At 63.9% G+C, this 20291-nt stretch carries 17 protein-coding genes; 8 read left to right on the forward strand and 9 right to left on the reverse strand.

Annotation, left to right across the window (positions count from 1 at the left end; genetic code table 11):
• The first annotated feature begins 263 nt into the window (after positions 1-263).
• Complete coding sequence (gene gspD, locus ACETII_RS00355; RefSeq protein WP_472785411.1) at positions 264-2600, forward strand: type II secretion system secretin GspD; 2337 nt, start codon at positions 264-266, stop codon at positions 2598-2600.
• A gap of 3 nt (positions 2601-2603) precedes the next feature.
• On the opposite strand, the gene ACETII_RS00360 is transcribed toward gspD, so the two are convergent.
• From ACETII_RS00360 to ACETII_RS00380, 5 genes are all read right to left on the reverse strand, one after another.
• Positions 2604-3563, reverse strand: a complete 960-nt coding sequence (locus ACETII_RS00360; RefSeq protein WP_472785412.1) for a type II secretion system protein GspK — start codon at positions 3561-3563, stop codon at positions 2604-2606.
• A gap of 2 nt (positions 3564-3565) precedes the next feature.
• A complete protein-coding gene (gspG, locus tag ACETII_RS00365) occupies positions 3566-4045 on the reverse strand; it encodes a type II secretion system major pseudopilin GspG (protein WP_472785413.1) in 480 nt (159 codons plus the stop codon).
• Between the two features lie 27 nt (positions 4046-4072).
• Complete coding sequence (locus ACETII_RS00370; RefSeq protein WP_472785414.1) at positions 4073-4501, reverse strand: hypothetical protein; 429 nt, start codon at positions 4499-4501, stop codon at positions 4073-4075.
• Positions 4502-4806: 305 nt separating this feature from the next.
• The gene (locus ACETII_RS00375) at positions 4807-4983 is read right to left on the reverse strand and encodes a hypothetical protein (protein WP_472785415.1); all 177 of its coding nucleotides are present in this window, start codon (positions 4981-4983) and stop codon (positions 4807-4809) included.
• Positions 4984-5038: 55 nt separating this feature from the next.
• Positions 5039-6967: an NAD(P)-binding protein gene (locus ACETII_RS00380; protein WP_472785416.1), complete on the reverse strand. Its 1929-nt coding sequence runs from the start codon at positions 6965-6967 to the stop codon at positions 5039-5041.
• 151 nt (positions 6968-7118) lie between these two features.
• Between ACETII_RS00380 and ACETII_RS00385 the strand changes: the two genes are divergently transcribed.
• The 7 genes from ACETII_RS00385 (at position 7119) to ACETII_RS00415 (ending at position 17726) form a co-directional block, all read left to right on the forward strand.
• Positions 7119-8621: a flavin monoamine oxidase family protein gene (locus tag ACETII_RS00385; RefSeq protein WP_472785417.1), complete on the forward strand. Its 1503-nt coding sequence runs from the start codon at positions 7119-7121 to the stop codon at positions 8619-8621.
• A gap of 46 nt (positions 8622-8667) precedes the next feature.
• Positions 8668-9135: a (2Fe-2S)-binding protein gene (locus ACETII_RS00390; protein ID WP_472785418.1), complete on the forward strand. Its 468-nt coding sequence runs from the start codon at positions 8668-8670 to the stop codon at positions 9133-9135.
• An 11-nt stretch (positions 9136-9146) separates the two neighbouring features.
• Complete coding sequence (locus tag ACETII_RS00395) at positions 9147-11345, forward strand: xanthine dehydrogenase family protein molybdopterin-binding subunit (RefSeq protein WP_472785419.1); 2199 nt, start codon at positions 9147-9149, stop codon at positions 11343-11345.
• Between the two features lie 276 nt (positions 11346-11621).
• Positions 11622-13973 carry a penicillin acylase family protein gene (locus ACETII_RS00400; RefSeq protein WP_472785420.1) on the forward strand — a complete coding sequence of 784 codons (2352 nt, stop codon included), beginning with the start codon at positions 11622-11624 and terminating at the stop codon, positions 13971-13973.
• 74 nt (positions 13974-14047) lie between these two features.
• The gene (locus ACETII_RS00405; protein WP_472785421.1) at positions 14048-14674 is read left to right on the forward strand and encodes a methyltransferase domain-containing protein; all 627 of its coding nucleotides are present in this window, start codon (positions 14048-14050) and stop codon (positions 14672-14674) included.
• Between the two features lie 274 nt (positions 14675-14948).
• Positions 14949-16955: a hybrid sensor histidine kinase/response regulator gene (locus ACETII_RS00410; RefSeq protein WP_472785422.1), complete on the forward strand. Its 2007-nt coding sequence runs from the start codon at positions 14949-14951 to the stop codon at positions 16953-16955.
• A 348-nt stretch (positions 16956-17303) separates the two neighbouring features.
• A complete protein-coding gene (locus ACETII_RS00415) occupies positions 17304-17726 on the forward strand; it encodes a L,D-transpeptidase (protein ID WP_472785423.1) in 423 nt (140 codons plus the stop codon).
• 31 nt (positions 17727-17757) lie between these two features.
• Here the strand turns inward: ACETII_RS00415 and ACETII_RS00420 are convergent, their stop codons facing one another.
• The 4 genes from ACETII_RS00420 to ACETII_RS00435 all read right to left on the reverse strand — a co-directional run bounded on the left by ACETII_RS00420 (position 17758) and on the right by ACETII_RS00435 (position 20278).
• Entirely contained in the window at positions 17758-17934 is a 177-nt protein-coding gene (locus ACETII_RS00420) for a hypothetical protein (RefSeq protein ID WP_363352137.1), read from the reverse strand.
• Positions 17935-18106: 172 nt separating this feature from the next.
• The gene (locus ACETII_RS00425; RefSeq protein WP_363352135.1) at positions 18107-18349 is read right to left on the reverse strand and encodes a hypothetical protein; all 243 of its coding nucleotides are present in this window, start codon (positions 18347-18349) and stop codon (positions 18107-18109) included.
• 94 nt (positions 18350-18443) lie between these two features.
• On the reverse strand, positions 18444-19526 hold the full coding sequence (locus ACETII_RS00430; RefSeq protein ID WP_472785292.1) for an IS630 family transposase: 1083 nt from the start codon (positions 19524-19526) through the stop codon (positions 18444-18446).
• Between the two features lie 80 nt (positions 19527-19606).
• Positions 19607-20278, reverse strand: a complete 672-nt coding sequence (locus ACETII_RS00435; RefSeq protein ID WP_472785293.1) for a transaldolase family protein — start codon at positions 20276-20278, stop codon at positions 19607-19609.
• Between the last annotated feature and the right edge of the window lie 13 nt (positions 20279-20291).

The raw sequence follows: 20291 nt of genomic DNA on the forward strand, positions 1-20291 counted from the left end.
CGGCACGCGGGCGGCGGCAGTTCGACGCGCAAACGGCGACGGAAAGAATGAGCGAGATCGCTCGCCAAAGAGCCTTCCAAATCGTGAAAACGGCGGGCTCGTCTTCGTCGATTGGCCGTCGGCTGTCAAATGGTTAAGCTTACGGCTCGAATCGCGCGGCGATCGATGCGCGCAAAGCGAGCGTGGATGGGTGAGTCGCCCCCTGAAGATGTGGTTTAACTTGCGGGTTATTTAACGTGCGCTGGATCTCCCGAGCTGCGACTTTGGCTTTGGCGCCCGTTGCGCTCGCCGCCTGCAACGCGTCTTCGGTCTCGGGCGGTCCGCCCGTGGCGGAATGGAGCGTGGCGCCGCTGACGCAGGGACCGCTTGGCGACGAAACCGGCTCCACGCATGCTGCGCTGTCCCCGCGGAGCAAGGGCAAGACTCTGATCGCGACCGGCACGGGTCGGCTGGTCGGATCGGCGAAGCCGCGTCCGGCCGCTCCGGAGCCGAGCGAGGAGGAAGGGGTGACGTTGAACCTGTCCCATCTTCCGATCGCCGAGGCCGCGAAAATCGTCATTGGCGACATCGTCGGCGGCGACTTCGTCGTCGATCCCAAGCTCGATGGCAAGGTGACTGTCCATACGGCGAACCCGGTGCGCAAGAGCGTCGCGCTCGACCTTTTCCAGTCTGCTTTGCGACTTTCCGGGGCCTCTGTCAAAGCCGGGGGCGTCTACAAGATCGTCCCCAGCGACCAGGCCGCTCAGTCCGGCGAGGCGATCGTCGGCGATTCCGCGCCGCCGGAGGCCACGCCGCTCGGCGAGACCGCGCGGGTCGTGCAGCTGCGCTATGTCTCCGCTTCCGAGATGCGGCGGGTGCTGGAGCCCATCGCCGAGCGCGGCTCCATCGTGCGCGCCGACGACGCCCGCAATACGCTGACGATCAACGCCTCCGCACAGGACGTCGGCACGATTCTCGACGCCATCGGCATGTTCGACATCGACACGATGAAAGGCATGTCCTTCGCGCTCGTGCCGGTGCGCACCGGCGACGCCGATCTCCTGGCCGACGACCTCAAGGCCGTTTTCGGCTCCGAACGAGAGGGGCCGATGGGCGGGATGGTCCGTTTCATCGGCAATAAGCGCCTGTCGTCGATACTGGTCATCTCGCCTCAGCCGCAATACATCGCGCGCGCCCGCGCCTGGATCGAAAAGCTCGACGCCCGCGCGGAGCACAGCGAGAAGCAGTTTTTCACCTATCGCGTCCAGAACCGGCCCGCCAAAGAAATGATGACGGTTTTGACCTCGCTCTTCGGCTCCAAGGGACAGGTCGAGTCGAATGTTTCGCCGCGGTTCACGCCGTCGTCGCTCTCGAGCCCGGCAAGCGGCGGGCCTTCCGGCGCAATCGGCGCGGCGTCGATGTCGGGACCCGCCAACGCCGGCGCGGCGATGGGAAACGGCGGCGCGTCGACGGGCGGCGGGCCGCTCGGCGGCGACGGAGCTGGCGCAGGCTTTCCCGGCGCGTCCAGCGGGCCCAGCAGCGTCAGCGGCTTGAGCGTGCCCGGCGGGGCCTCGACTAACGGCGGGGGTCCGACGCCCGCAATCGGCCTCGACAACGACCGCTACAAGATCGGGGTCGACGACGCGAAAAACGCGCTCGTCGTGATGGCGACGCCCGAGGACTACCGCCGGATCCGGCAAGTCATCGAGACGCTCGACGTGCTGCCGAACCAGGTTTTTCTCGAAGCCACCATCGCCGAAGTGCGGCTGAACGACACGATTCGTTTCGGCGTGCGCTGGTTCATGCAGAGCCATCCGAACCTGTTCGGCTTCAGCAACCTGCCCGGCCGGGAGCCGGCCCCGAACACGCTGCTCGGCAGCAATCTTCTGGGCGCGAACGTCGGCGCGGCCTTTCCGGGATTTGCTTACGCTTTCCGCACGCTCAACCAGCAGGTTACGCTCGATGCGCTGAACGCCATCACCGACACCGACATCATCTCGACGCCCTCCTTAACCGTGCTCGACAATCGCGAGGCGCTTTTGCAGGTCGGCGACCAGATCCCCGTACAGACGCTCACCAGCGTCTCGGCGATCGGGAACACGTTCAATTCGGTCAATTACACCAACACCGGCGTCATTCTCAAAATCACGCCGCACATCAGCGAAAGCGGCCGCGTGATGCTGGAGATCGAGCAGGAGGTTTCCAATGTCGATCCCCTGTCGGACCCGAGCAGCACGACCCCGCGGATTCAGCAACGCAGGGTCAAGACCCAAGTCGTCGTCAACGACAATGAATCGCTCATGCTCGGGGGGCTCGTGAAAAATCAGGCGGGCAAGAGCGCGGCCCAAATCCCCGTCGCAGGCGACGTCCCGATTCTTGGAAACCTGTTCAAGAACCATGGGGATTCGATCGAAAAGCAGGAGCTCATCATCATGCTGACGCCGCATGTGGTGCGCACGCTGAGCGAGGGCCGCGAGATCACGGAGGAATACAAGCGTAAACTGCTCGATATTTCCTCGCGCGCTATCGGACGCCCGCATGACATCGAACAGTCGGCGCGGCGCACGCTCCTCGATCCCTGGTCGAAAAGCCCCTGGCGCATGGACAGGGAGACTCGGTGAGGCCTAGCACGCCGGAACGCCGGCGCCATTGGCCTCGAGCATTGCGCGCAGCGGCGCCGCATACTGGGACGGCCCCCGCCTGAACTCGACGATGGCGAAGGGCTTGCCACTCGGCGGACGCAAATCGACCAGAGCGTCTTTAGCGATCGTCTGACCTGTTGCAAGGCGCGCTTCGGCGTGGATCAAAAAGGCGCTCTGGACGCCGGCCTGATTGAAACGCGCCGGAAAGCGCGGGTCGGCGCGATTGAGACGATTGGGATAGGGCGTTGCGGCGAGGGCTCTCACCTCCTCGGCGGGATAGCCGGAAAGAGCGGCGAAAAGCGCCGGCGGGCTCGCGCGCGCGTCGACGCCCGCGGCTTTCGAATGAATGGTCACGAAGGGCAGGAGCATGCGAAACAGAGCGGGATCGACGCCGCTCGCCTGATCGAGCTCCATCACGGTCTCGAACAGGCCCTGCTTTGGCGGCGTTGGCTTGTCGCCTGCGGGGCTCTCGCCGAACAGGCCGGGATCGCCGCTCGGCGCCGTCCGGAAGGCGATGATCCCTCGCGTCGCGTCCTGCGCGTTGCGCTCGTCGATTCCGAATGCGCGAAGCGCCGCCAGCAAGAGCTCCGGCGGCGCCGCGTTCAGATCGATCTTGCCGCCTTCGTCCGCCACGCCGAGGGCCACCGCCGCGCCGTCCAACATGCAAAACTCCGGCGCGCCGTCATAGATCGTCTCGGCCGTCGGCGGCCGCCGGTCGCGACCGGCGAGAAGCGCGAGAATGGCTCGATTGACGGCGCTTTCAGCCACATAGGCCGCCTGCGTCGCGGCGGCGACGTTGACCGCCGTCTGGAGGCGCAAGCGGCCGGCGTCGAGAAAGGCGACGACGAGCATCGCGATCACGCCGAGGCCCCAGATCACGGCAAGTAAAGCGAATCCCGCGCGCTTCCCGCCGACGCGCCCGCAGGCTTGCGTCGGCGCCAAAATTACTTCGCCTGCACGCTGCGCGAGAGCGCGCCGGCGGACCCCTCCCGGCCCTCGGGCCCCATTGACGCGACGTCATAGGGACCATTTCGGCCCGGCGCCCGATAGAGATAGGGACGACCCCAGGGATCCTGAGGGACGGCGTTCCCCTTGAGATAGGGGCCGCTCCAGGAGGAGATTGCGGCTGGCCGCTGCACCAGGGCCGTGAGCCCCTCCTCCGTCGTGGGGTAGCGGCCGGCGTCGAGATAGAAGAGATCGAGCGCGCTCGCGATGTTTTCCATCTGGATTTGCGCGGTCTTGACGCGCGATTCCGAAAGATAGTTCAGCACGCGCGGCCCGACGAGACCCACGATCGACCCGATGATGGCGAGCACGACGAGCATTTCGACGAGGGTGAAGCCGGCGCGACGGCTCAGGGGAGGCTTCAGTCGGGCGCGGCCGCCCGTCGATTTTATGCTGCGTTCCAATCCCCTCGGCTGCATCTTTAGTCCATCCCCCAAACGAGCAAGTCAAAGTTCCACGTAGACGTCGCAACCATAGATTGAGACAGGATTGCCTTCAGCATCTTCAATCTTGTTCCAGCATTTGCCGACGCCGGAGATAAGCCGGTAGATGAAGACGCCCTCGCTCTCCACCGCGCGCTTCTCCGGCGCTCGCCGCCGACCAAGATAGTTGAAATAAGCGACCGCGACGTCGTCTCCGCAGCGATAGAGCGTGCCGCGATCGAGCAGGAACACGCCGTTGCGCTGCTTGGCGTGGCTGATGCAATAGGAATAATGCATCAGCGCGTCCGGCCTCACGCTGATTTCCGCCGAAGCGGAGCCGGCGGCGACGAGCAAGATTTGGCGCAAAGCGAAACGGAGCGCTGAAATCTTGCGCGTGCGGAGGACGACGCCTTGCACTGTGTTCCCCCATCGCGCCGCATCGGACGGGCCCATCGATCTCGCCCGCATAGACACGAATCGCTTCATCTCGCCGCCCATCTCGAGCTTATCTGTATGGCGAGTTCGAACGAGACGCAATGGCCACGCGCGCCGAGATCGCCGGCCGGCTGACCGGCGTCGGCGTCTGCGTCCGTCCTCGCGCATCAGGAACATGGCCAGCGCCCTGGCGGATCGCCGGGAGCAGCTTGCGTCGGCCCCTCACCCAAGGGCGCCGGCCCGAATCCGAGAGGGGAAGGCTGCACAAAGAAACCCCCGCGATCGCGGGGGAGTCGATTAGAGGAGAAACGGGTCGATTCGTATCAGGAATTCACGTTGCGCCCCGTGCGCGCGATATAAAGGGCGGCGCCCACCACCATAATGAGCATCACGGCGGGGATCAGAAAGCCGTTCATTTTCGCCTCCATCGCTTCACCTGAAGCAGCGATGTTAATAGGGATCGCCGAAAACATTTTTGCGACATGCAGGCGACCAATCAATGAGCCATAACGCCGGTCAAATCGCGGACCTTGAAAGCAAGTCGACGCTTGCGGATTATTCCAGTCCGATCTTCTCTAACGGCGGACCGGGAAAGCGGGCGTAGGCTGGCGCGCCATCAGGGGCGCCCAGCAATTCTCGCACTGCCCTTGCCGCCTGATCGATGGCGGAATGGGCGTAGGCGTAAGCGCCCGAATCCGAATTGGCGATCGCGATGCGCCCCCATCCGCGACGCGCGGCCGTAATCGGCAGCCGCCCCTCGGGCCAATAAGGGTCCCATGGGCGCATATATTCGTAGCTGTAGCCATGAGACCAGCGATTGATCGCAATCGCTTCAATGTCACGGGCGGGATCGAGTCCGCCGTTTCCCATGGCGCGGGCCAGGAGATCGCGAATCTGGAATTCCATCTGTGAAAAGGCCAAGCCAGCCAACATATGGCGTCCACGGCGCGCCTGCTCTCTCGCAGGCTCCCCTTTGCCCCCGATCACGACCTTTCCAAGGTGCAGCAGCACAGGATCGCTCGGCGTATCGGCAAAGCGGTAACTGCCAATGCTCACGGGTTCGTCGATCCAGCATCCCTCCCACCAGGCGCCCGGCGCCCTGAAGCCGACGACGCCCAGTCTGGCGAAGGACTCCCACGACCGCAGCAAGACATTGGCGTAAATCAGCGGGACCTTGTGCTGATCGTTCAGGGCTTCCGCCTGCTCCATCGCAAGTTCGTCGGTGAGCAGCGGGATCACCCGATGCCAGCAGGCCAGAATGACATGGCCCCCCGACGCCTTGAACAATCTGCCGTCATTGACGTAGCAAACCTCCACGGCGTCGTGAACATTTTGAACGCGCACGCAGGGCGAGCCGAGGCGAATGCGGGTTCGGCTCTCCTCCCGATCCAGGCGGCTGTCGTCCAGCTGCGCCAATAAGAGATCTTCGATTGACTCCCCTGGCAGCGCCTCGGGAAGGAGGCGACGCACGATCGCTCTGGCCAAAGAGGCGTTGCCATCCGGAAAGTGGTGAATGTAGGGATCCGGGTTCCTCTGCATCAGCCTCCCGCTGGGACTGAGCGTCGGGTGAACCGCGTCGCCCAGATCCATGGCGTCGAAGCCAGGAGCGCCCATGGCGCGAGCGTCGAGACAGGCGACGGCTTCCGCGCCCACGCCGAAGTAGGATTTCGTGGCGTCCGCCAGATAGGCGGCGACTTGCGGATGCAGGCCCAGGATTTCCAGAAGGAACGCTTCATAAGTCGTTTCCGAAAGACGCGCGAATTTCTCGGCCCGGGTCTTGCCCTTGAAGGGATCGTCCGGCGCGCTCAACAGCTTGACGAGGTCGCTTTTCGCCTTTTCGTCGAGCGGCGTGCGCGCGATCCACTCGGCCGGTTTGCCGTCGGTTCTGAAGAGACCGTCTGCGCCAAAGGCCTCGCGGCTGAAAAAAACCGCTGGCCCGAGGCCGCGGTCGGCCGCCCAGCGTCGGTCGCGCCATTTGTCGAATTTGCTGACGTCGATCCCGACGTCCGTCAAGAACGTCGCGACTGCCGGGGAGAAGAAGCTCGGCGTTTGCAGGGATTTGGAGCCGCCATAACCGATGATGCGGCGCCCGTTCGATGCGGTGAATTCATTGCGGACAGCGTGGCCGCCGAAATTGTCGGAATTGTCCAGGATGAGGATGCGCGCGCGCGCGCCCGCCTGCTGGCGATAGAGAAAAGCCGATGCAAGTCCGCTGATCCCGGCCCCGACGACAATCAGGTCGTAGCGCTCGTCGAGCGCCTGCGCCGGGCCGGCATTTTCCCAGAAGCGGCCGTCGCGCAGCGCATGCATGACCGCAAAACCCTGGTCGGTCTGTCCCCGGAATCCGCCTGCGGGCCGGCCGTCGGCCACAGGCGGAAAATCCGCCAGCGCCATGCCCGCGCCAACTGCAACGCCATTGAGGAAGTCGCGGCGGCTGATCGAGCGCCGCATGCCCAACGCACGCTCATATTGTGAAGGCTGCATGACGCCAGGCGCTCCATTGCAGGGACGAGGTCGCTGATTATACCGGCGCGCCGCGGCTTTCTCCCTCGGAATCTTCCTTGCGCGTCTTCGGTTCGGCAGCCACGCGCCTCGTCGACTGGACCATGCCGCTGACTCATGCGACGACTCGAGCATGAAACCGCATGTCAGTCGCTTCACTCCCCGGCTCGTCGCATTTTTGGCCGCGCTCCTGCTCTTGGCGTCGATCTCGCTTTCCGTGACGCGGGCCGCGGCGGAGGAGCCCGAGCGGGCCGTCGACGTCGTGATTGTGGGAGGCGGGCTCTCGGGGCTCTGCGCCGCCTATTACTTGAAGCAGGCCGGCGTCTCCTTCGCCCTCCTGGAGATGGCCCCGAGGCTCGGCGGCCGAATCCGAACGGCCGCCTACCCCGGCGGGCTCCGCGCGGAGACCGGCCTCGCCGAGCTGTGGGAAGGAAATCCGGCCATCGAGGTGGCGCGCGCGCTTAAACTTCCGCTCGAATACGACGAGAGGACGTTCTCGAGCGTGGTCCTCGACGGACGAATCGAGCCCATCGTGCAGGCCACGAACGCCTCTTTCCTCGAAGCCGTGCTCGGCGCCAAGGATTACGAGCTCTATCAGACCTGGGACCGCCAGATGCAGGCCCTTCTGAAGACGCTCGACGCGCGGCCCATCCCGCCCGAAATGATGGCGCTCAAGGACGTCTCTTTCGGCAAATGGCTCGAAGACCAGAAGCTCCCAGCCCGCGCCCGCGCGCTCATTCGGGCCACTCTCGAACCCGAGATTGGAACGACGCTGGAGAGCGTCAGCGCCGTCGACGGCGTCGCCGAGTGGCATGTCTTCACCGCGCCCGGCGCCCGCCCCCATCACGTCGTCGGCGGGAACCAGCGCCTGGTCGAGGCGCTCGCCGCCCATCTGGGAGCGGCGCATCTGCGGCTCAATACGCAGGTCACGCATGTGATCCAGACGCCGTCCGGCGTCGAGATTGGCGCCATCGACGCCGGGACGTCCCGCAATCTGCGCCTGAACGCGAAAGCCGCCGTTCTGGCGATCCCTCTCTATCGTCTGCTCGAGCTGCAGTTCACGCCCCGCCTGTCGGAAGAGCATTCCCAAGCCATTCAGACACAGGGCTGGGGCTCCTATTTCACGGCGCATGTCGCGCTGGATCCCGCTGCGGCCAGGTTTTGGACGATTGAGGGGCGCAGCGTTCTGCCTCTCCTCGCCGGCGGTTCGCTCGGCGTCTTATATTTCGGCGGATCGACCGAGGGGCAGGCCGCCGCCCCCAAGGAGGTCCTGCTCAATCTGCTCGTCCACGGCCCGGCGGCCGAGGGCTTCAACGCGCGACTGGGCGCGATGGACGACGTCAAGGCCCGGCTCGAAGAGGCGCTCGACGCGCGCTTTCCCGGCATCCGGCCGCTTATCCACGGCTGGACCTTCTACCGCTATCATCCGCGCGCCATCGCTGCATGGCCCGTCGGACGCTCCCGCTTCGACGCGCTCTCCGACCTGCTCCGACGCCCCTTCGGCAACGTTTATTTCGCCGGCGACTTTACCGAAAGCTCGCACTCCGACGGCGCGGCGCTTTCCGCTCGCCGGGTAAGCGAACAGCTCGTCGAACGGTTCCGAGCGCAGAAGACGAGTTCGAGCGAGGCGCGTTGACGTCACGACTTACCTACCGAGTTCAACGCCAAAGGGGACGACGCCCATGGCCTATAAAATCACAGTCAACGGCGTGGATTACGTTGTCGACGTCGACTCGGACACGCCGCTGTTATGGGTTCTGCGCGATGTCCTGGGCATGACCGGAACGAAATTCGGCTGCGGCATGGCGCTTTGCGGGGCCTGCGTCGTTCATCGTGACGGAGCGCCGATCCCCTCCTGTGTGACGGCGATCGAAGAGATTGGCGATTCTCAGATCACGACGATCGAGGCCATTGGAGAAACCGCGGTCGGCAAGCGAATCCAGAAGGCCTGGCTCGACCTCGACGTCGTCCAGTGCGGATACTGCCAGTCAGGCCAGATCATGTCCGCCTCGGCCCTGCTCGCGAAAAACCCGGACCCGACCGATCGCGACATCGACGAGGCCATGTCCGGCAACATCTGCCGGTGTGGAACCTATGTTCGCATCCGAGCGGCGATCAGGCAGGCCGCGAAATCCGGGGTCGAGAAGTAGCGAGGCTCAGCATGCCGTTCAATCGACTTGCCTCTGGCGCCGGTGGTTCCGCAGAGTCGTCCAAAAGGAACGTCTCCCGCCGAACCTTCCTGCGTGCGGGCGCCGCCGTCGGCGGAGGACTCCTCGTCAGCGTGACCCTGCCGAGGGCGATGGGCGAAGCGGAAGCCGCCGACGCGGGCGCCTTTGCGCCAGACGCCTTCATCCGCATCGATCGCAGCGGACAGGTGACGCTCGTCATCCCCCAGGTCGAAATGGGCCAGGGGACCTATACGTCGCTGCCCATGCTCGTGGCCGAGGAGCTGGAAGTTAGACTGGCGCAGGTGCGCGTCGAGCACGCGCCCCCCGACGATAAGCTCTATGGCAACAGCCTCATTGGTTTTCAGGCCACGGGCGGCTCGACCTCGGTGCGCGCTTTCTGGGAGCCGCTCCGCACGGCTGGCGCCGCGGCGCGCAGCATGCTCATCACGGCGGCGGCGGCAGGCTGGCAGGCGAGCGTTTCTTCCTGCCGCGCGGAGGCCGGAGAGGTCATCCATGCGCCGACCGGGCGCAGGGTCGCCTATGGCGCGCTGGTCGACAGGGCGGCGACGCTGCCGGTTCCCGACAAGGTCGCGCTGAAAGAGCCGAAGGACTTCAAGCTGATCGGCACGGCGGCGAAGCGCCTCGACGCGCCCGCCAAGGTGAACGGCGCGGCGCAATACGGGATCGACGTCAAGGTCCCCGGCATGAAGATCGCCGCCGTGGCCGCCTCGCCGGTCATCGGCGGGAAATTGGCGCGCGTCGATGAAAACAAGGCGAGAGCCGTCAGAGGCGTGCGCGGGGTCGTTCGCCTCGACGACGCCGTCGCGGTCATCGCGGACCATATGGGGGCCGCGAAGAAGGGCCTGGCGGCGCTCGACATCCACTGGGACGAAGGCGAAAACGCCCAACTTTCCACCGCGGACGTCGTCAAGAAACTCGAAGACGCCGCCAACCGCCCCGCCGTCGTCGCAAAACAAGCGGGCGATGTCGCCAACGCCATGGCGGGCGCGGCGAGAATGATCGAAGCGACCTATGAGGCGCCGTTTCTGGCGCACGCCACGATGGAGCCGATGAATTGCACGGCGCACGTCCGCAAGGACGGCTGCGACGTCTGGGTCGGCACACAAGTCGTCACGCGCGCAAGAGCCGCGGCGGCCGCAGCCGCGGGCCTTCCTCTGGAAAAGGCGCAGATCCACAATCAACTGCTTGGCGGCGGATTCGGCCGTCGGCTCGACGTCGACTACGTCACCCAGGCGGTTCTGATCGCCAGAGAGGTCGACTTTCCCGTAAAGGTCATCTGGAGTCGCGAAGAGGACATCCAGCACGACGTCTATCGCCCCTATTATTATGACCGCCTCGCCGCCGGCCTGGACGACAAAGGTTTGCCGATCGCCTGGAGCCACCGCGTCGTCGGCTCTTCGGTGGAAGCCCGCTGGTCGCCGGAGGCCTTCGCGAACGGGCTGGACTCGGACGCTGTCGAAGGCGCCGCCGGACCCTATGCATTTCCCAATGTTCTCCTCGACTATGTGCGTGAGGAGCCGCCCTCGGGGCTGACGACGGGCTGGTGGCGCGGCGTCGGCATGACTCACAACGCCTTTATGGTCGAAGGTTTCATCGACGAACTGGCTGTGGCGACGCGAAGCGACCCTGTCGCCTATCGGCGCGCGCTGCTCGACGGAAATCCCCGCATGAGGGCCGCGCTCGACCTTGCCGCGGCGAAGGCGGGGTGGGGCCAGCCTCTGCCGCCTGGCGTCGGCCGCGGGGTTTCCGTGATGTTTGGCTTTGAGACTTACATCGCCCAGGTCGCCGAGGTCGCCGTCGCCAAGGATGGCCAGCTGCGCGTGCAGCGCGTCGTCTGTGCGGTGGATTGCGGACGGACCGTCAACCCCGACACGATCAGGGCCCAGATCGAAGGCGGCGTCATCTTCGGCCTCACCGCGGCGCTCTATGGCGAAATCACCCTCGAACGGGGACGCGTCGCACAAAGCAATTTTGACACTTATCGGATGATGCGCATCGACGAGACGCCGGCGATCGACGTCCACATCATTGAAAGCGACGCGGCGCCCGGCGGCGTCGGGGAGCCTGGGACCTCGGCGATCGCGCCCGCGGTCGTCAATGCGATCTTCTCCGCGACGGGCAAGCGCTTGCGACGGCTTCCGATCAGGCCTGCTGATTTGAGATCGACTTGAGGCGGCGCCCGCAACCGCCCCTGCTAAGAGGGGGCGCAGAACGAGAGCGGCGCCCGATGGATTTCCTCCAGCGCTTCACCTTCCTGTTCTCCGCGCAAAGGCCGCGCCTCAAGGCGCGTCCAGTCGGGCTATTTATGTCCCGTGGACGGATTCAGTTATCATGCAGCGCTCGCTCGGGCCGGGCGCCACAGCCGCGCCGGGCGGGCGGTCTTGAGTTGAACAGGCGATCCCAGCCAGGAAGGGCTTTGGATGCTTCGCGCCCGCTTGAAATCCGCAATGCTGTTAGCTGGCGCTGCTCTTCTGACCGCCAGCCTCGGCGCCGTCGGCCTGCTGCGTCTCAGTTTGCCCAAGCTGGAAGGGACCGTTGCGGCCGCCGAGCTCTCCGCGCCCGTGACGGTCGAGCGTGACGCGAAAGGAGCCCCGACGCTCACCGGCCGGACGCGGGCGGATCTGGCCTGGGGCCTTGGCTACATCCACGCGCAGGAGCGTTTTTTTCAGATGGATCTGTTGCGCCGCTCAGCCGCAGGCGAGCTCTCCGACCTCGTTGGACGGGCGACGCTGGAGCGGGACAGGACAGCCCGCCTGCACCGGTTTCGCCATCGCGCGGCGGCGATCATCGCGGCGATGAGCGCAGAGGAACGCGACGTCCTGCATGCTTACGTAACGGGCGTTAATCGGGGCCTGAGCGATTTGCGCGCGGCGCCGTTCGAATATTTTGTCCTCTTCGCCAAGCCGACCCCTTGGGCGCCAGAAGATACGATCCTGACCGTCTTCGCCATGTATCTCACTTTGCAGGAATCGGACGGGCTCACCGAGCGCCGACGCGCCGGCGTGCTCGACGCTCTGGGCCAGCCGCTCACGGACTTTCTCTTCCCGGAGGGGACGGCCTGGGACGCAGCTTTGGATGGATCCGTCTTGCCGACGCCAAAAACGCCAGCGGCGGGCGTGAAGCATGCAAGCCATTCGAAGCCCTCGGCGCAGGGCTGGGTCGAGCCCGCTTTGCCCGGCAGCAACGCCTTCGGCGTTGGCGGCTCGGCGAGCGTCCGCGGCGCCGCCATCATCGCCAATGACATGCATATGGGCCTGCGCGTGCCGAACACCTGGTTCAGGGCCCGACTCGTGCTGCAAGGCGCCGAGCGCCCGGCGCTCGACGTCGCCGGCGTGACCTTGCCGGGCGCGCCGAACATCGTGGCGGGCAGCAATGGCCGCGTCGCCTGGGGCTTCACCAACAGCTACGTCGACACGAGCGATGTCGTCATTCTCGAACAGGCGGATGAGAAAGGCGACCGCTACCTCACGCCCGACGGCCCGAAAGAGCTGGCGCGCGTGGAGGAGCCGTTATGCGGGGCCTGCCGGGCGAGCGAGACTCTGGTCGTTGAGGAAAGCGTTTGGGGGCCGGTCATCGGCAAGGACCAGAAGGGCCGCAAGCTTGCCTATCGGTGGATCGCCCATGATCCCGCCGCGGTGAATCTGCAGGGCGCATTGGAGCTGGAACGCGCGGAAAGCGCGCGCGTCGCGCTCGAAATCGCGCATCGCATGGGCATTCCGCATCAGAATATGGTCGCGGGCGACGCCGAGGGCAATCTGGGATGGACGATAACGACCCGGCTTCCCCGTCGGTTTGGCCTCGATGGAAGAGCGCCAGTCTCATGGGCCGACGGCTCAAGGGGCTGGACCGGATATCTGGCGCCCGATGAGGTCCCCGCCATCTACAATCCGGCTGGTCAGCGCATTTGGACGGCCAATGCGCGCGTCGTCGGCGGGGACGCCTTGAAAAAGCTCGGCGTCGGGCTTTACGCCCATGGCGCGAGAGCGCGCCAGATACGGGACGATCTGTTTTCGCGCACGCGTTTGTCCGAACCCGACCTTTTCGCGATACAGCTCGACGATCGCGGCCTCGTCCTGCAGCGCTGGCAGGAGCTTCTGCTGCAAACGCTGCGAGATCATGCGCAAGAGCCCGAATATGCGCGCCTCGTACCCGCAGTCGAGAACTGGATGGGTCGCGCGGCGCCGGAGTCGATCGGCTATCGACTTGTGCGAAACTTCCGGCTGGAGCTGATTTCATCCATCTACGAGAGCTACATGGCGAAGATGCCGCCGCTCGAGGCCGCCCCTTCTCAGCCGCGCCGATTGCCGACCAACCAGGCGGACGAACCGGCCTGGCGGCTGCTCAGCGAACGGCCGCCGGCGCTCGTGCCGCCGGGCTATGAAAACTGGGACGGCGTCATCGACGCCGCGCTCGCCAAGACATCCACGGCGCTCGAAACGCAAGCCGGCGGGCGATTGGAGGCCTTTACCTGGGGCCGGGCCAATCACGCCGGCATCAATCACCCTCTCGACGCGGCTGCGCCCGGGATCGGCGCCATTGTTCTGGATCCGCCGGACGAGCCGCAACCGGGCGACGTCTATCAGCCGCGCGTTTCCGCGCCCGGATTCGGCGCCTCCGTGCGCTTTGTCGTGGCGCCGGGTCATGAGTCGGACGGCCTCTACCACATGCCCACGGGCCAGAGCGGCCATCCGCTGTCGCCTTACTATAATTTGGGCCACGACGACTGGGCGAAAGGGCGGGCGACCCCGTTCCTGCCCGGAGACGCGATCTGGCGGCTGACGCTCGTTCCGGCCGGATAGGGACAAGCGCACTGTCTTGCCGGCAGATTGATACTAAGCGACGCCAGTGTAACTCCTTGAAGGGCCGCAAAGGTATGAATGTCCTTACTCCGTCATTGAGCCCGTTTGGCGCGGCGACCCAGAGGTATTGGGATAAGCGGCGCGATTTGTTCTCGTTGTGGGATCACGGCGTCCAGACGGATGAGGAGGGGCTATTTTCTGTAAAGCCAGAAAAGTTTGCGTTGGAGACGGCCGACATATTGCCCGGACGCAGAATTCTTGACGCTTTTTGCGGGATTGGCGGCTCGGCGATTGCTTTCGCACGACGCGGGAAGCGCGTCGTCGCGACAGATGTCGAACCCCGTCGCTTGTCGATGGCGCGGCATAATGCCCGAGTCTATGGAGTGGACCAGCGTATCGACTTCTTGCATGCAGACGTATTTACAGTCCTTGAGCGTCTCGAGTTCGACGCGTTGAATCTCGACCCGCCGTGGGGTGGGCCGAGTTATAATAGCAAAGCCGAGTTTCTCTGGGAGGATTTCGCTCCCGATCCGACGCCCTTGATCGAATTCGCACTGGCGCGGCGAATCCCGTTTGCGCTCGGGCTGCCGATGAATTTCTCGCAGAAGGCGATCGCGGATCTACCAGGCGACGTAAGGATTATCGTTGCGCAGGATGACGCTCGGTCCTATTTCAAGACCGTCTACTACCGGGCGCAGTAAAGGGCGCCGACAGCGGCGTCGAGGGCGCTCGAGCGCCAAGTCGGACTCTCCAATATGAATCCCGTCGCCGGCTGCTGGCGACGGCGATGTAGCGGTAGAAAGAGCGCGCTTGGCGGCTTCCGGGGAGCGAAGGCGCCGATCGCCGCCAAGAACGGCTCTCTCCGTACTAATACTGATTGCTATTTTTCCCGGCGTTCGTGCACTTGACGAGCGGCGAAACTTTGATCTTGAATGCGTCACGAGCATCCGAGCTGCGGCGTGTGAAAGCGTTGCCATGCAGCCTGAAAAACTTGAATCCTCCCTGCCGGCGTCCGAGGATCTCACGCGTGCGATCCTGGAAAACAGTCCCGACTCTTTGGGGCTTCTCGACGCTGCAGGGCGCTTGCTTCTGATCAACGAGACGTGTCGGAATCTTCTGGCGGTTGACGATTTCGCCGCCGCCAGCGGGAAAGAGTGGCGGATCTTGTGGCCGGAAAGCGCTCGCCCGCAAGTAGACAAGGCCATGGCGGCGGCCAGGAGCGAAGGCAGGGGCCGGTTTCGCGGGTGGTGCGCCACGGCGAACGGCGAGCCGAAATTTTGGGACGTCATCGTGACGCGCTTGTCGGATGGCGGCGGAACAGCCCGATACTTGACTGTGTCGCGCGACATTACCGACATCAAGCGGATGGAGGATGCGCTGAGGCGAAGCGCCCGCAGCACTGCGCTGACATCCGAAGCTGCGGCCGAGCTCTTGCGGAGGGGGGACCCGCAGGTCGTGGTCGAGGACATCTGCCGCAAAGCGATGGCCGAGCTCGATTGCCAGTATTTCTTCAACTTCCTCCTCGATCGGGAATCCGCTTCTCTGCGCCTCAACGCCTTCGCCGGCGTGCCGGAGGAAGAGGCTCGGAAATTCGAGCAGCTCGATTACAGCGAGATCATGAGCGGATGGGTTGCGCGCAACAGCGAACCCGGCAGGGCCTGCGCCGCCTACGACCTGCACGCCAAACTGCGTGACTCCTATGGCGTCACGGCCTTTTGCTGTCACCCGCTGCTCGCCCAGGGAGAGGTGTTTGGCTTGCTGTCTTTCGGGTCTCGAACGCGCTCCGAATTCAACGATTCGGAGATCGAGATCATGGAGACCTTGAGCCAGTATGTGTCGATGGCGATGGCGCGCGCGCAAATGGACCGCACCCTACGCGAATCCGACAAGCGCAAGGATGAATTCATAGCGGCGCTGGCTCACGAGCTGCGGAACCCGCTCGCCGCCATCCACAACGCCTTCAGCGTGCTCAACGAGCCCGGCGGCGGCGCGGCGATGCCGAAGCTGCGCCCGATCTTGGATCGTCAGCTTCATCTCCTCGTTCGGCTTGTCGACGATCTGCTGGACATCGCGCGCATCAAGACTGGCAAGATCGAGCTTCGGAGACAATGCGTCGATCTCATGAGCATCGTCACCCAGTCGGTCGAGGCGGCGGAGCCATCGCTACGGTCGCGTGTTCAGGAGATCGGCTTGAGTCTCCCGTCGGAAGCGTCGATCGTAGAGGGCGACCCTGCCCGCTTGATGCAAATCTTCACGAACTTGCTCGATAACGCCGCCAAATACGCCGCCCCCCATGGGCGGATCGATGTGACCGCGACGAACGACGGCGCGAATGTGATCGTAAGCGTTCGCGACAATGGCGTGGGCATTCCCGCCGAGAAGCTCGAGTCGATATTCGATCTGTTCAACCAGAGCAACCGACCCAGATATTCTCAAGACGGACTCGGCGTGGGCCTGACCCTCGCGCGCAGCCTCGTTCATCAGCACGGCGGGAAGCTCGAAGCGCATAGCGGCGGTCCGGGGCTCGGCAGTGAATTCCTGGTCTATCTGCCGCTCCTGGGCGGAGCGCCGAATGAGAGAGAGAACAGGCAGGACGTCACGAGCTGGACGAGTCCTGTCGCATGTCGGGCGCTTGTCGTCGACGATGATCGGGATGTCGCCGATAGTCTTGTCATGTTTCTCAAGAGCCTCGGTGTAGAAGCCCGGGTGATCTACAGCGGCAAGGAAGCGTTGGAGCTACTTGCCGACTACAAGCCGCATCTGATCCTGCTGGATATCGGCATGCCGCGAGTGGACGGTTTCGAGACCGCGCGACGCATCCGCGAGCTCCCGGACGGAAGGCGCGTCCATCTCGTTGCGCTGAGCGGATGGGAGCTCGACAAGGCGCAGGCGATCGAAGCAGGCTTCGACCGCCAATTCGTGAAGCCGATTACCGTCGCAGATTTGCAGCAAGCGATATTGGCGGTCGAGCAGCGGCTCTAGCGACGTCTTTTCAGCTCGAGGGAGGAGAGGCGTCGCCAGCTTGCGGGCTCGGCCCCCGCCGAGCTTGACCGCCGCTGCGACGTGTTCGACACAGCGACGCGCGACAAAACGCGGGCCAAATCGGCTATTGGAAGAGAGCCTGCGGCTCGGACGCCTGATTGTCAACCAAGCGAACGGCTCCATTTTACACTGTGTCGTCGACCGACATTGAGCGTAGCCTGTACTTGAGCGTTGGAGTTTGCGATGCGCGTTCACCACGGCCTTTCGATCGCAGTCATGGCTATGCTCGCCTGTGCGCCTGAGGCCAGCGCGCGCGTCCGCATCCATATCAACCTCGCGAGTCAGACCATGCATGTGGAGTCCTCGCGTGGGAGCTACTCCTGGCCGGTGTCTACCGCGCGCGCGGGATATGTGACGCCACGCGGACATTTTTCCGCGACGCGTCTCCAGCGGATGCACTATTCACGAAAATACGATAATTCGCCCATGCCGCATTCGATCTTTTTCCGCGGAGGCTATGCGATTCACGGCTCTTACGCGACCAGCGCATTGGGGCGCCCGGCGTCGCATGGGTGTGTCAGATTGGCGCCCGGAAACGCGGCGGTGCTCTACCAGCTGGTTCAAGAAGAGGGCGCGAGCATCTCGATTACAGGTTCGCCACGACGCGCCTTACATTACGCCAGCGGCCGCAGCTTGTATCGGGCGCGCGAAACGTACCGGCCCAGACAGGAGCCTTTCTTCAGTCCCCTTTTTACACTTTTCGGGGAGTGAGACTTCAGCTTCTTCGCGGCGAAAGCGCCTTTTATTCCTCGAAGATCGGCGACTCCGTTTCGTCGGTTTCGACCTGTTCGACGGGCTCGTTCCCCGTCTCGGGGAGCTCCCGCTCCACATCGGTCATTTCCGTTTCGACGAGTTTCGCAGCCTCGTCTTCGCCTTCGGAATAGGCGCTGGGCCGCTTCGGCTTTCTGGGCCCGCGCATGTCGGTTGTCGCCTCGCGCCACATAGGAGGACCTCGTCAATTTCGTCGGCAAAGTTTGCGCCGAAGGCCCCATTATACGCTCAATCACGCCCCGCGAGAAACGCCTTCGTCGGCGGCGCGTCGCGCGCATCTGTCAGGGCCGACGCGCCGCGCGATCAGCCGCAGCAAGCGACTAAAGAAGCTTGCCGGCGCGGTAGAGCAGCGAGCCGACCCACAGGACGAGCGCCAAGTAATAGATCGCCCAGCCTTCGGCGGGCGGAAACCAACGCGAGAGTGTGCGGAAATTCTGCGCATACCACTTGCTCCCGAAGCGCGCCACTATGTTTGCGCCGATCGCGTCGACGAGAAGCAAGTAGAAGATGATCGACTCGACGCCCATGGCGTGATCCCCCTGGCCTTTACAGCTTCGACGCATGACGTCTCGAACATCGCAACTTTCCAAAAAAACAACGCCCGGTCTCAATCGGATCAGACGCTAGTGTCCTGACTCTCAATTGGCGCCCAAAAACTCAAGCGGCGTGGGCTTTGTCGAGCGCCGCGCGGGCCCGATGGATTTTTTCGAGGATAGCCTCGCCTTTCGCCTTCCATTTATAGGGACGCGGATTGGCGTTGCGCTCGTCGAGATAAGTATTGATGTCCTCGACCAGCTCTTGAACCGATGCGAAGCTGCCCGAGCGGATCACGTCCTCGGTGAGATCGCGAAAGAACCGCTCGACCAAATTGAGCCATGAGGATGATGTTGGGGTGAAATGCATCTTGAAACGCGGGCGCTTTGCGAGCCACGCCTTGACCCTCGGATGCTTGTGGGTGGCGTAATTGTCGGCGATGAGGTGAATATCGAGGCCCTTCGGCGTCTCCCGCTCGATCTGCTTCAAGAAGCGCAACCATTCGACATGCGTGTGGCGCGCTTCGGTGCGGGCGATCAGCTTTCCTTCAAGATAATCGAGCGCCGCGAATAGCGTCGTCGTTCCATGACGCTTGTAGTCGTGCGTCATCGTGCGGGGATGCCGCGGGCCAAGCGGCAGGCCGGGTTGCGAGCGTTCCAGCGCTTGGCATTGGCTCTTCTCGTCGCAGCACAACACCAGAGCCCTCTCGGGCGGATCGAGATAGAGTCCGATCACGTCCCAAAACTTCTCTTCGAACCTTGGATCGTTCGACAGCTTGAACGTCTCGACGACATGCGGCTTCAAGTCGTTCTTTGACCAGATGCGTTGCACGCTGCTCGGCGAGACGCCGGCGTGGCGCGCCATGCTGCGCACGCTCCAACGCTTTCTGCCTTTCGGCGGCCGGGTGACCTCGGCCACGACGCTTTCGATCTTTTTCACGGGCAACGAAGGCTTGCGGCCACGTCCCGCCGCTTCTTCAAGGCCGGCAAGCCCGCGCATCTCAAAACGCTTCGACCAAGTCGAGACGCGCTTCGCCGTCGTTTTCAATCGCGCCGCTATTTCGGCGACGCCAATGCCTTCCAGTCTCAAAAGAATGATCTCAGCGCGCTCGCGCTCACGCACCAAGCAGGTTCTCGAACGCAACCGACGTCGTAACTCTTCTGTTACCGCTGGCTCCGTCTCAAGCCGCTTGATTGGCCGCGCCATTGCAGCCCTCCATCCTGCAAATCAAGTGCAAATCAATTATAGTCGATATTTGAGAGACAGGACACTAGGCTACGCCCTTATCAATCTGTTACTTGCGCGTCGAACGCATCGATGGCCGCGCTCGAAAAGGGAGAGTGCAGCAACCGCTCTATTACTGCAATGGGCGCCGTAATTTCGTCGCTATAACGCAGCGCGATCTCCACTTTCGACGGGTCGGACAGGCTCGCCATGAGCAACGTCTTTTCGCGCAGGCGGATCAGACGCGCGATCGTTTCCACTTTCCCTTCCCAGGACTCGTCGTTTTTCATGAGCCTCCCGAGATAGACGGCGACGCCGTCCGCGCCGCTCTCGAGCGCCGCCTGGACCTGGAGCGGGGTGAAAACGGCCGTGACCAGCGTCTTGCAACCGAGAGAAGCGAGCTCGGGGCAAAGCGAGAGATGGTCTGCAGTTGGCAAGAGCTTGATCCACAAGTTCTTGTCACGCTCGTCGCGCAGAGCGTTTTTGTAGGCGAGCGCCTGAGTCGGGATTTGGTCGGGCGCGCCAACTCCCTGGATCATGACATCGCGCACGGCCGTCCCGCTTGCGGCAAGACTGACGAGGTCCAGTGCGAACGAAACATAGTCCGCGACGCGCAGCCGCTCGACCCCCAGAGCGCGGAGGAAAAGCGTCGGGTTCGTCGTGAAACCCTTCACATAGGGGAGCGAAAGCGCATGCAAGAGCTCCGCTCTATCTGCCGAGTCGACGAAAATCATGGTCTCGCGCTTT

Source organism: Methylocystis sp. NC52PC, assembly GCF_055698645.1.